We start from the raw sequence: 12,893 nt of genomic DNA, 5'->3' as shown, positions 1-12,893 counted from the left end.
GGCAGGATTCCGTTGCGCTCCGGACGCCGTGCCGGCCCCGACCCGCTTGCAACACGCCGCTTCGACCGCATCTGTTGGACATTGCCGGCGCGGCCGGCCCCGATCTCCCGAGGATTTCCCGATGCGGATGGACAAGCTCACTTCGCGTTTCCAGCAGGCGTTGAGCGACGCGCAGTCGCTGGCCGTGGGCCGCGACCACAATTTCATCGAACCGGTGCATCTGCTGCTGGCGCTGCTCGACCAGCAGGGCGGCGGTACCCGCCCGCTGCTCGGCCAGGCCGGCGTCAACGTGCCGGTGCTGCGCGAGCGCCTGACCGAAGCCATGGACCGGCTGCCCAAGGTCACCGGCCAGGCCGGACAGCTGTCGGTCGGCAACGATCTCTCACGCCTGCTCAACGTGACCGACAAGCTGGCCCAGCAGCGCGGCGATGCGTTCATCGCCTCCGAGCTGTTCGTGCTTGCGGCGCTGGACGACAGCGGCGATGCCGGCAAGGCATTGAAGGCGGCCGGTGCCGACAAGGCACGCCTCGAAGCCGCAATCACGAAGGTGCGCGGCGGCGAGAGCGTGAAGGACGAGAACGCCGAGGACGCGCGCCAGGCGCTGGAGAAATACACCATCGATCTGACCGCGCGTGCCGAGAGCGGCAAGCTCGATCCGGTGGTCGGCCGCGACGAGGAAATCCGCCGCACGATCCAGGTGCTGCAGCGGCGCACGAAGAACAATCCGGTGCTGATCGGCGAGCCGGGCGTGGGTAAGACCGCGATCGTCGAAGGCCTGGCCCAGCGCATCATCAACAACGAAGTGCCCGAAGGCCTGCGCGGCAAGCGGGTGCTCTCGCTCGACATGGGCGCGCTGATCGCCGGCGCCAAGTTCCGCGGCGAGTTCGAGGAGCGCCTCAAGGGCGTGCTCAACGATCTGTCGAAGAACGAGGGCCAGATCATCCTCTTCATCGACGAACTGCACACGATGGTCGGCGCCGGCAAGGCCGAAGGCTCGATGGATGCCGGCAACATGCTCAAGCCGGCGCTCGCGCGCGGCGAATTGCACTGCATCGGCGCGACCACGCTCGACGAATACCGCAAGTACGTCGAGAAGGACGCCGCGCTGGAGCGTCGCTTCCAGAAGGTGTTCGTCGGCGAGCCGAGCGTCGAGGACACGATCGCGATCCTGCGTGGCCTCAAGGAGCGTTACGCGGTGCACCACGGCGTGGAGATCACCGATCCGGCGATCGTCGCCGCGGCCACATTGTCGAACCGTTACATCGCCGACCGCCAGTTGCCGGACAAGGCCATCGACCTGATGGACGAGGCGGCGTCGCGCATCCGCATGGAGATCGACTCCAAGCCGGAGGAGCTCGACCGCAAGGAACGTCGCCTGATCCAGCTCAAGATCCAGCGCGAAGCGTTGAAGAAAGAGAAGGACGCCGAATCGAAGCAGCGCCTGGCCGATCTCGAAGCCGAGATCGCCACGCTCGAGCGCGCCTACAACGACATGGAGGAAATCTGGAAGGCCGAGAAGGCGAGCGTGCAGGGCGCGACGAAGATCAAGGAGCAGATCGAAGCGGCCAAGCATGATCTGGAATCCGCGCAGCGCACGCAGGATTACGCACGCATGAGCGAGATCCAGTACGGACGCATTCCGGAACTGGAGAAGCAGCTGCAGGCCGCGCAGGAAGCCGAGACCCAGGGTTTCACCCTGCTGCAGGACAAGGTGACGGCGGAAGAAATCGCCCAGGTCGTCGCGCGCTGGACCGGCATTCCGGTCAGCAAGATGCTCGAGGGCGAGCGCGAGAAGCTGCTGGCGATGGAATCGCAGCTGCATACGCGCGTGATCGGCCAAGAGGAAGCGATCAAGGTCGTGTCCGATTCGGTGCGCCGCTCGCGCGCCGGGCTCAGCGATCCCGATCGCCCGACCGGCTCGTTCCTGTTTCTCGGCCCGACCGGTGTCGGCAAGACCGAGCTGTGCAAGGCGCTGGCCGAATTCCTGTTCGACAGCCAGGACGCGATGGTGCGCATCGACATGAGCGAGTTCATGGAGAAGCACTCGGTCGCGCGCCTGATCGGCGCACCCCCGGGTTACGTCGGCTACGAGGAAGGCGGGTATCTGACCGAAGCCGTGCGCCGTCGCCCGTACAGCGTGATCCTGCTCGACGAAGTGGAGAAGGCGCATCCGGACGTCTTCAACATCCTGCTGCAAGTGCTCGACGACGGCCGTCTGACCGACGGGCAGGGCCGCACCGTCGATTTCCGCAACGTCGTCATCGTGATGACCTCGAATCTCGGCTCGCACCAGATCCAGGAAATGAGCGAGCGCGGCACCGATGCCGACAGCGCCGAGGGCTACACGCAGATGAAGGCGGCGGTGATGGGCGTAGTGCAGGCGCATTTCCGCCCGGAGTTCATCAACCGGCTCGACGACATCGTCGTGTTCCATCCGCTGCAGAAAGCGCAGATCCGCGAGATCGCGAAGATCCAGCTGCGCGGTCTCGACAAGCGTCTGGCCGAACGCGGGCTGCGCATCGAAGTGTCGGATGCCGCGTTCGATCTGCTCGGCAATGTTGGCTTCGATCCGGTCTACGGCGCGCGTCCGCTCAAGCGCGCGATCCAGCAGCAGCTGGAAAACCCACTGGCGCAACGCATCCTGTCGGGCGCGTTCGTCAGCGGCGACACCATCCAGGTCGACGCCGCCGGTGGCCAGCTGGCGTTCGAGCAGGGCTGACACCCGCCGCAATGACGCCGGTCCACCGCAGCCGCGGTGGCCGGCGTCGCGATGCGATCGCGTCATCGGAAGCACAGCGCCTTGACGCATGCTCACGCGGCGGCTGCCACGATGGCGTTCGTCCGCGGCCCGAGGCACGTCCATGCGCATCCTGATCACCGGCGGCAGCGGCTTCATCGGCAGCGCGCTGACTGCCCGTCTGCAACGCGACGGGGCACACGTCACCTGGCTGTCGCGGCGCGCGTCCACGCCCTCGCCCGAGGGCGTCGAGGTGCGCGACTACGCCTCGCTGTGGGCCGATGACCGTTTCGACGCGGTGGTGAATCTCGCCGGCGCGGGCATTGCCGACACGCGATGGAGCGCATCGCGCAAGCAGACGTTGCGCGACAGCCGTCTGATTCCGACCGGCGTGCTGACCGACTGGATCCGCTCGGTGCACACGCCGCCGAAAGTTCTGCTCAGCGGTTCGGCGATCGGCTGGTACGGCGCACAGGGCGATGCGCCACTGGACGAAGACAGCGCGCCGCACGACGAATTCCAGCATCGCCTGTGCGCCGACTGGGAAGACGCCGCGCGTGCGGCCGAGGACCGCGTGCCGGTGGTGCTGCTGCGCACCGGCGTCGTGCTGCATCCGGCGGGCGGCATGCTGCAGCGCCTGCGGCTGCCGTTCCAGTTCGGACTCGGTGCGCGTCTGGGCGATGGTCGCCAGGTGCTGAGCTGGATCGCGCGGGAGGACTGGATCGACGCGGCGGTGTCGTTGCTGCGCGCGCATCTCGATGGCGCTGCCGACGCGCCGACCGGTGCCTTCAATCTCACCGCGCCCGAGCCGGTCGCCAACACCCGTTTCACCCGCGCGCTGGCCGATGCGCTGCGGCGTCCGGCACTGCTGGCGGTGCCGGCGAAGGCGCTGGAACTCGGTCTGGGCGAGATGGCGACGCTGCTCGTCGATGGCCAGTGCGTGTTGCCTGCGCGCCTGCAACAGCGTGGCCACGCGTTCGCCTGGCCGACGCTGGAACCGTATCTGGAATCCGTGCTGCGCTGATCCACATTGCGCCGAGGCCGCGCTGCGCAAGATCGGGTACGCGCACCGGCCGTCGGAACCGGATACTCGCGGCAAGCCCATCGCGAGTGCCGCCATGAAAGCAGACACCCGGACCCGTCTCGCACCGCGCATCGCCGCCGTCGCCGGGCACCTGCAGGACATCGTCGCCAAGGGCGCGGCGCTGCCGCCGCTGGAGACGCTTGCGCGCCAGGCCAGCCTGTCGCCGTTCCACTTCCATCGCGTGTGGCGCGCGGCGACCGGCGAAACGCTGGGCCGCACCCTGACGCGACTGCGCCTGTCGCGCGCGCTGCAGTTGCTGGCCGCGGGCGAGACGGTCACACAGGCTGCGCTCGCGGTCGGCTATGCCAGTCCGCAGGCATTGGCCCGCACGTTCCGGCAAACGCTCGACGTCACGCCTGCCGGGTTGCGCGGCCGGACGGCACAGGCGACTGCGTTGCTGGATCGGCTGCAACCGCCCTCGCCGCAGACGTTCGAGCCGCTGGCCGTCGAGCTGGTCGAGATCGCACCGTTCGACGTCGTGGCCCTGCGTGCGCGCGGCGCGTTCGATGATCTCGACGATGCGTTCGGGCGTCTGTTCGGCTGGGCCGAAACGGCCGGTCTGGTGGACGGCATCGATGCACTGATCGGCGTGCCGCTGGGCGATCACCGCGACCTGCCGCCGCACGCGCTGCAGTTCGATGCCGCGGTGCGGCTGTCGATTCCGGCGAGTGTGCCGCGGCCGCTGCGCAGGCTGACGATCGGCGGTGGTCGCCACGCCCGCGTGCGCCACGTCGGTCCGTATTCGGGCCTGGAAAACATGACAGATCGTCTGCTGGCGCAGTGGTGGCCGGGCAGCGGCGAAGGCCTGCGCGATGCGCCGCTGCACTACCACTTCCTCGACGATCCCGAGCAGGTGGCAGAGGCCGATCTGCGCGCCGACATCCTGTTGCCGCTGGACGACTGAGGCGCGGCGCTTAGCCCGCGAGGACGCGCACTGGATCGTCCGGCGTCTGCTGCAGTCGCGTCCGCAGCTGCGCCATGCCGGCGGTCGCGGTCAATGGCCAGTGCGCAGTCGCACGCGACGACAGCGGCGTCGCCTGCGGATTGATGTCGAGCACCGGCGTGCCGGTGCGCAACGCGCGTTCGGGCAGGCCGGCAGCGGGCCACACCAGTGACGAGGTGCCGACGACGACCAGCAGATCGCAGGCGTCGACAGCCGCTTCGGCTGCGTCCCAGGCGTCTGCCGGCAATGATTCGCCGAACCATACGACATCGGGCCGGAACGCTGCGCCGCAGATCACGCACGCAGGCGGCGTTTCGCGCGTGCCGCCTTCGGGTGGCGACGGCGCCGCGAGGATCGGATCAGGCGTGATGCGCGCACCGCAGCCGATGCAGCGCGAGGCCAGCAGCCGGCCATGCAGATGCAACACGTCGCGTGCGCCGCCGCGTTCGTGCAGGTCGTCGACGTTCTGGGTGACCACGGTCAGCGCGTGACCGTCGCCGACGAGCGCGGCGACATCGACGTGCGCGGCATTCGGCGCGGCCGCGGCCACCATCGCCGCGCGCCAGCGGTACCAGCCCCAGACGAGCGCGGGATCGGCGCGGAACGCGTCTTCGGTCGCGAGGCGCTCGGCGTCGAAGCGCGCCCACAGGCCGGTCAGCGCATCGCGAAACGTCGGGATGCCGCTCTCGGCCGAGATGCCGGCGCCGCTGAGCACGACCAGGCGCATCGTCAAACGGGCTGGATCGCCTCGACCGGCGTCGATCCCGGACGCACCGGACGGAACGGCGGCGTCGACATCACCATCTCCGCCAGCGAATACGCCAGCTCGCGTTCGGCCAGCACCGCGCCGTCGGCGCCGTGCTGCAGCAGATGTTTGACCTCGCCATCGCTGTGCGCGCGCGCCAGCACGGTGAGCGCGGGATTGACCGCCTTCATGCGCTCGATCGCCTCGCCGGCTTCGAGCGCCTGCGGAATCGCGAAGATCGCCAGCGCCGCGCGATCAGGCGCCGCGTCGAGCATCACCGGTTCCGACGCGATATTGCCGCGGACGACGGTGAAACCACGTTCGCGGCCGCGACGCACGAGTTCGTTGTCGTCCTCGACGACGACCAGCGGCACGCCGCGCTGCTTGAGCAGATCGGCCAGCTGGCGACCGACGCGGCCGTAGCCGACGAGGATCGCGTGCCCGTGCAGATCGTCCGGCACGCCGTGCTCGGGCGGCAGCGGCGCTTCGTGCGCGGCCGATGCGGCGCGCGCGGCGAGTTCCTGCTTCGCCTGCCAGCGGTCGAGCCAGCCGAACAGCAGCGGATTGACCACGATCGACAGCAACGCGCCGGCCAGCACCAGATCGCGCCCGGTTTCGGGCAGCAGCTTCAGCGCGACGCCGAGCCCGACGAGGATGAAGGAGAACTCGCCGATCTGCGCGAGGCTGGTCGAGATCGTCAGCGCGGTCGAACGCGGGTGCTTGAACAACCGCACGATGTAGTACGCGGCGATCGACTTGCCGACCACGATGATCAGGAACGTCGCCAGCACCTGCCAGGGATGTTCGATCAGGATGTTGGGATTGAACAGCATGCCCACCGAGACGAAGAACAGCACCGCGAACGCATCGCGCAAGGGAAGCGAATCGTTCGCCGCCTCGTGGCTGAATTCCGATTCGTTGAGCACCATGCCGGCGAAGAACGCGCCGAGCGCGAACGACACACCGAACAGTGCGGATGCACCGAAGGCCACGCCCAGCGCGATCGCCAGCACCGACAGGGTGAACAGCTCGCGCTGGCCGGTGCCGGCGATGCGCTCGAGTACCCACGGAATCACCCGGCGGCCGACCAGCAGCATCACCGCGACGAAGGCGCTGACCTTGATCAGCGTCCACAGGATCATCAGCGTGATCGCGCCGGCGCCGGGCGGCGTCGCGCCACCGCGATCGGTGTAGATATCGGCGAGCACCGGCAGCAGCACCAGCGCCAGCACCATCACCAGATCCTCGACGATCAGCCAGCCGACCGCGATCTTGCCGCGCCGGGTATCCAGCAATCGCCGCTCTTCCATCGCGCGCAGCAGCACCACCGTACTGGCGACCGACAGCGCGAGACCGAACACGAAGCCGCTGACCATCGGCCAGCCCATCAGCCACGCCAGCACCCAGCCGAGCACGGTCGCGACGGTGATCTGCGCGATGGCGCCGGGAATCGCGATGGACTTCACGTCCATCAGATCCTTGAGCGAGAAGTGCAGGCCGACGCCGAACATCAGCAGCATCACGCCGATCTCGGCGAGCTGGTTGGCGAGGTCCTGGTCGGCGACGAAGCCGGGCGTGAATGGTCCGACGATGATGCCCGCGACGAGATAGCCCACCAGCGGCGAGAGCCGCAACTTGTTGGCGAGCGCGCCGAACACGAAGGCCATGCCGAGGCCGACGGCGACGATGTTGATCAGGTCGGTGTTGTGCGGCATCGAGGCTTCGCGCTGGACTGGTCTTGCAGTGTCGCCGACGCATTGCGACAGGGGCAAGCAGCAATGTGTGCGTTCTTCGTCGATTTCCGGTGTTGGCGATGGCAAAGGCCGCGAACGGGCGGGAATGTGACGGTCAAACGGCGGGTATCGAGGTGCATCGAACGCAGGTGTTCGCTTCGACGTGCGAATTCTGCAGAGTCCGCTTCGGCATCCGTAGGCGATCGGTGGAAGCAAGCATCCGAAGCAGCAGAACCTGACGATCCGACAGCGGACGGGCGGGCGCGGGCCGCGTCGAGCGCGCCATGGAGGGTGCGCGCCCGAGTCAGGGCACGATGCCCTGACCGAGGGACGAGCGGTCCGCACCCGCCCGGCCGCTGGGTCTCCGAAGTCAATGTCGGTTCGATCCAAGCTCGCCGAGCGTCCGGAAGAAATCCAGAACCCCGAAACGACGATGCCCCGGCAAGCCGGGGCATCGAAGCGCAATCGACGAAGCCGATTACCAGTTGTAGGCGACCTTCGCGTAGGCGAACGCGCCGCCGAAGCCGAACGGCGAGAGGTTGCTGTAAGGGAATTGTCCGTTGGTCGAGTTGCCGAAGATGTTCTCGTCCGGGTACTCGTTGAGCACGTTGTCCGCGCCCAGCGTCAGGGCCCAGTTGTCGCCCGGCTTGAACGTCGCCGACAGATCGAGCAGCCACTTGGCGCCGTACTTCTGGTCGAGCGCCGCGTTGTTCGGCGTCGTGCGCACGCTGCCGTAGCGCGTGGTCGACACCGCGAGCGCCCAGTCGTCCACGTTCCAGGTGCCCGAGAGCAGCAGCTTGTTGCGCGGGAAGCCGTCCTCGATGCGGCCGATCTCGACGCGGTCGATGCGCTCGAGGTTCAGGCCGTTCTGCGCCAGTTCTTCCGGGTTGGCCGCGATGCGGGTGATCTCGGTCTTGGTGTGGTTGTAGCCGGCGGTCAGATCGAGGCTGCTGGCGGCGAGATCCCAGCGGTAGCTGCCGACGACGTCGATGCCGCGCGTACGCGTGTCGATGGCATTGGTGAAGTAACGGCCGCCGGTGATGCCGAAGATGCCCTGCGATTCGAGCAGGCGACGCACCGCGTCACCGGTGAGGTTGGACGACAGCGCGATGCGGTCGTCGACATCGATCTGGTAGGCGTCGACGGTGACGTAGAGATTGTCGACCGGCTGCAGCACCAGACCCAGGCTGTAGGACAGCGATTCCTCGGGCTTCAGCGCCTCGGCGCCGAAGGCCTGCGCGACCGGGCTGCTGGCCGGGAACGTGCGGATCTCGAACGGCGTGGTGATGCCGGCGATGAAGGTCGTGCTGACGGTCTGGAAATACTGCTGCGCCAGCGACGGCGCGCGGAAGCCGCTCGACACCGTGCCGCGCAGCGCGATCGCATCGTTGAACGCGTATCGCGCCGAAAGCTTGCCCGAGACCTGGCTGCCGAAATCGTCGTAGTCCTCGTAACGCGCCGCGGCGCCGGCCGAGAACTTCTCGGTCAGGTCCGCTTCCAGGCCCGCGTATACCGCGTGGCTGTCGCGGTCGAACGCACCGGCGACTTCGGGCGCGAAACCGCCGAAGCCCTGTGCACCTGCGCCCGCACCGGGCGCGCCGAGGCCGGCGTTCGCGTAGGAACCGAACTCGCCCGGCGACTGGTTCCACTTCTCGTTGCGACCTTCCACGCCGAACGACAGCGTCGCCGGATAGGCAAGGCCGAGTTCCAGCGGACGGCTGATGTCGAGGTTGACGATGTTCTGCGTCGTCTCCAGCGCGCCGTCGTAGAACGACGTCGGCGAGGTCGCGCCCAGGCTCGCGTTGAGCGTGTTGCGCGTATAGAACTCGAGGTGGTTGTAGCCGTAGTTGTAGCTCAGGTCCCAGTTCCACTCGCCCGCGTGGCCCTTGACGCCGGCGACCAGCGACCGGTCCTTGGAGATGTTGTTGATCTCCGGCAGGAAGCCGTCGGGATAGACGCTGCGGATGTTCTGCGCGGTATTGCCCGGTGCGCGGAAGAACGCGAACGAGGTGATGTCGCGATTGCTCGCGGTACCGAAGCCGTAGACGCTGATGCTGTCGGTCAGGGCGATGTCGGTGTTGAAACCGACCGCACCGAAATCGACTTCCGGCTCGCCGATCACAAAGGCCTTCTGGCCGAGCGCAGGCTGGGTGACGCCGGGCGTGCCGGCGAACGGACGCGCACGGTTGGTCTCTTCCTGCTGGCCGACCTGCGCCGACAGATGCAGGAAGCCGCGCTCACCGAGCGCCAGGCCGGTGTCGCCGGCGATCTGGGTCTGCTTGCCGTCGCCGGCCGAGTACTGGCCCGCGCTCACCGACAGGCTGCCGCCTTCGGACGATCCCTTCAGCACCACGTTGACGACGCCGGCGATCGCATCGGAGCCGTACTGCGCCGACGCGCCATCGCGCAGCACTTCGACGCGGTCGATCGCCGAGATCGGAATGGTGTTGAGGTCGACCGGCGACGAACCGCGGCCGATCGTGCCGTTGAGATTGAGCAGCGACGAGGTGTGGCGGCGCTTGCCGTTGACCAGCACCAGCACCTGGTCGGGTGCGAGGCCGCGCAGCTGCGCCGGACGGATCGCCGAGGTGCCGTCGGTCAGCGCGGGGCGCGGAAAGTTCAGCGAGGGCAGGGCGCGGGCGAGCGCGGTCGCCAGTTCCGTCGTGCCGGAGGCGGTCAGCGTCTCGGACGTGATGATGTCGATCGGCGACTGCGATTCGGCGACGGTGCGGTCGCTGACGCGGGTGCCGGTGACGATCAGCGTGTCGAGTGTGGAGGTGCGCGCTTGCGTGTCGGCGGGCGCCTGCTGGGCGAATGCGGCGGTCGGGAACACCAGCGCCGCGGCGACGGCGAGGGTCAAACGGTGGGGGCGAAGCATCGGGGGAGGCCTGTTGTTGGAAATTCGTAAAGACGATTGGAGCGCGTTGTCCTGAAACCGTCAATGATCATAAAAATGCGATCCAATCGTTCCTTTGGTGGAACGAAGGTATCGACCGTAAACGACGACGCCCCGGCAGGCCGGGGCGTCGAGGACTCGCGGTGTGACGCGGGGATTTACCAGCGGTAGGCGGCGTTCGCGTAGACGAAGGCGCCGTTGAAGCCGAACGGCGAACTGCCACTCCACGGCAGCTGGCCGCCGGTGGAGTTCGCGAACAGCACTTCGTCGGGATACTCGTTGAGCACATTGTCGCCGCCGACGGTGAACTTCCATTTGTCGAGTGCGTAGGAGAACGCGAGATCCAGCGTCCAGGCCGCATCGAAGGTCTGGTCGAGCGCGGCGGTGCTGCCGAGCACGCTGAAGTCGCCGTAGCGCGTGGCATTGGCCGTCGCTTCGAACCCGCCGACGGTCCAGGTGCCGCCGAGCAGGATCTTGTCGCGCGGCGCGCCGACCTCGAAGCGGCCGCGTTCGACCCGGTCGAAGCGCACCGCGGTCGGATCGATCGCGGTCAGCGTGGCCGGGTTCTCGGCCACCCGGTCGATGGTGGTCTTGTTGTAGTTGTAGCCGAGCGTCAGATCGAGCTGGCTGTTGGCCAGCGCCCAGCCGTAGGTGCCGACCAGGTCCACGCCCTTGGTCGTGGTGTCGATGGCATTGGTGAAGTAGCGACCGCCGCCGACACCGGCGAAGCCGTTGGCCTGCAGGTAGTTGCGGACCGGCGCCGAGGTCAGGTTGGCCGACAGCGAGATGCGGTCATCGACCTTGATCTGGTAGGCGTCGATGGTGACGTAGAGGTTGTCGACCGGCTGCAGCACCAGGCCCAGGCTGTAGTTGGTCGACTCTTCGGCGCGCAGCGGTTCGGCGCCCAGCGCGATTGCCGCCGGGTTGGTCACCCGGAAGGTCACGATGTCGAACGGCAGCGTGCCCTGCGGCGTCGCGATGAAGTTCGTCGCCGTCGACTGGAAGTACTGCTGCTGCAGCGACGGCGCGCGGAAGCCGGTCGAAGCCGTCGCGCGCAGGGCGATGGCATCGGTGAACTCGTAGCGGCTGGAGATCTTGAAGTTGCTGGTGTCGCCGAAATCGCTGAAGTCCTCATAGCGACCGGCCACGCCGAGCGACAGCTTGTCGGTGAGGTCGGCTTCGAGACCCGTGTAGAACGACAGCGCATTGCGATCGAAATCGCCGCCGTCGCCGGGACGGAAGCCCGCGAACACCTGTGCGCCCGGCAGCGGCGTGGTCTGGCCCGGCGCGACGACACCACCGTTCGCGTAGGACGACGGCGCGCCCGGCGACTGGATGAAGCCGTCGCCGCGCCACTCGGCGCCGTAGGACCAGGTCACCGGATAGTCGAGGCCCCATTCGAGCTGCTTGCTCAGATCGAGGTTCAGCACGTGCTGGCGGACTTCCAGCGCGCCGGCGTAGAACTCGGTCGGCGACGTCGGCCCCAGGCTCCGGTTGAGCGTGTTGAGGATGTCGAACGTCATCTCGCTGTCGCCGTAGGTGTAGCTGAAGTCGATCGCGGTGCCGCCCGCGGTCTCGGCCTTGAAGCCGGCCGTGAAGTGGTGGTCGGTGGTGACGTTGTTGATCTGCGGCAAGAAGCCGTCGGGATAGATCGACGGGATGTTGCGCGGGTCGCCGGCCGGGCGGAAGAAGCCGTTGGAGAGCGAATCGCGCTTGGTATAGATGCCGGTGCCGTAGAACTGCAGATACTCGGTGACCGGCAGTTCGGCGTTGAACGTCACCGAGCCGTGGTCGACCTCGGGATCGCCCTGGCGCTGCACCACCTGGCCGAGTGGCGCGGTGGTCGGGCCCGGCGCGCCGATGTAGGGCCGCGCGCGGTTGGTCTGGTCCTGGTGCGCGCCCTGCGCGGACAGGTGCACGAAGCCGTCGGTGCCGATGCCGAAACCCGCATCCGCCAGCACCTGGTACTGCTCGCCGTCGCCGGCGCTGTACTGGCCGTAGCGCGCGGACACGCCACCGCTGCCGGCGCGTCCCTTGAGCACGATGTTGATCACGCCGGCGATCGCGTCCGAGCCGTACTGCGCCGACGCGCCATCGCGCAGCACTTCGACGCGTTCGATCGCCGAGATCGGAATGGTGTTGAGGTCGACCGGCGACGAACTGCGGCCCTGCGAGCCGTTGACGTTGACCAGGGCGCCGGAGTGATAGCGCTTGCCGTTGACCAGCACCAGCACGTGATCCGGCGACAGGCCGCGGATCTGTGCCGGTCGCACGGCGTCGGTGCCGTCATTGATCGCCGGCCGCGGGAAGTTCAGCGACGGCAACGCGCGCGACAGCGCGGTGGCCAGTTCCGGCGTGCCGGTGGCGGTCAGCGTTTCCGGCGTAAGGATGTCGATCGGCGACTGCGATTCGGCCACCGTGCGGTCGGAGACCCGCGTGCCGGTGACGATCAGCGTGTCGAGCGTGCGCGGACTCTGTCCGGTGGGTGTGTCCTGGGCGAGGACGGGGCCTGCGGCGAGCGATGCGAGCAGGGCGAGATGCAGCGGGTGTCGGGTCATGCGGCGGTCCTTGTGGGGTAGGAGAGCGATGCGATGCGAAACGACTGCCCTTCGGCTTTAACACGCACGTAACAAACCGGTCAAAGGTTTCATCGGTATCGATGGCCGCCCCCCAACCGCTTCCGCGTTCTGGCGATCCGCGTTCGGTTCCGGTCCCGGAAAGCCGCCCGACAGGCGGCGTCCGGTAGAATCTGCGG

Annotated in this window: 7 protein-coding genes; 3 read left to right on the top strand and 4 right to left on the bottom strand. The window is 67.8% G+C overall.

The window, feature by feature from the left end; all coding sequences use genetic code 11:
• Positions 1–121 precede the first annotated feature (121 nt).
• The 3 genes from clpB to AC3A4E_RS14315 all read left to right on the top strand — a co-directional run bounded on the left by clpB (position 122) and on the right by AC3A4E_RS14315 (position 4,725).
• Entirely contained in the window at positions 122–2,719 is a 2,598-nt protein-coding gene (clpB, locus tag AC3A4E_RS14325; protein WP_487632169.1) for an ATP-dependent chaperone ClpB, read from the top strand.
• A gap of 142 nt (positions 2,720–2,861) precedes the next feature.
• Positions 2,862–3,761 carry a TIGR01777 family oxidoreductase gene (locus tag AC3A4E_RS14320; protein ID WP_487632168.1) on the top strand — a complete coding sequence of 300 codons (900 nt, stop codon included), beginning with the start codon at positions 2,862–2,864 and terminating at the stop codon, positions 3,759–3,761.
• A gap of 94 nt (positions 3,762–3,855) precedes the next feature.
• Entirely contained in the window at positions 3,856–4,725 is an 870-nt protein-coding gene (locus tag AC3A4E_RS14315; RefSeq protein WP_487632167.1) for an AraC family transcriptional regulator, read from the top strand.
• A gap of 10 nt (positions 4,726–4,735) precedes the next feature.
• Here AC3A4E_RS14315 and AC3A4E_RS14310 read toward each other — a convergent pair whose 3' ends face one another.
• The 4 genes from AC3A4E_RS14310 to AC3A4E_RS14295 form a co-directional block, all read right to left on the bottom strand.
• Positions 4,736–5,491, bottom strand: a complete 756-nt coding sequence (locus tag AC3A4E_RS14310; RefSeq protein WP_487632166.1) for an SIR2 family NAD-dependent protein deacylase — start codon at positions 5,489–5,491, stop codon at positions 4,736–4,738.
• 2 nt (positions 5,492–5,493) lie between these two features.
• Positions 5,494–7,224: a YbaL family putative K(+) efflux transporter gene (gene ybaL, locus AC3A4E_RS14305; RefSeq protein ID WP_487632165.1), complete on the bottom strand. Its 1,731-nt coding sequence runs from the start codon at positions 7,222–7,224 to the stop codon at positions 5,494–5,496.
• Between the two features lie 496 nt (positions 7,225–7,720).
• Positions 7,721–10,120 (bottom strand): TonB-dependent receptor plug domain-containing protein, encoded by a 2,400-nt coding sequence (locus tag AC3A4E_RS14300; RefSeq protein WP_487632164.1) that lies wholly within the window; start codon positions 10,118–10,120, stop codon positions 7,721–7,723.
• 176 nt (positions 10,121–10,296) lie between these two features.
• Positions 10,297–12,696: a TonB-dependent receptor plug domain-containing protein gene (locus AC3A4E_RS14295; protein ID WP_487632163.1), complete on the bottom strand. Its 2,400-nt coding sequence runs from the start codon at positions 12,694–12,696 to the stop codon at positions 10,297–10,299.
• Positions 12,697–12,893 lie beyond the last annotated feature (197 nt).

This window comes from Luteimonas sp. Soil_N_1 (assembly GCF_057656255.1).
This window is presented reverse-complemented; position numbering and strand designations above follow the sequence as displayed.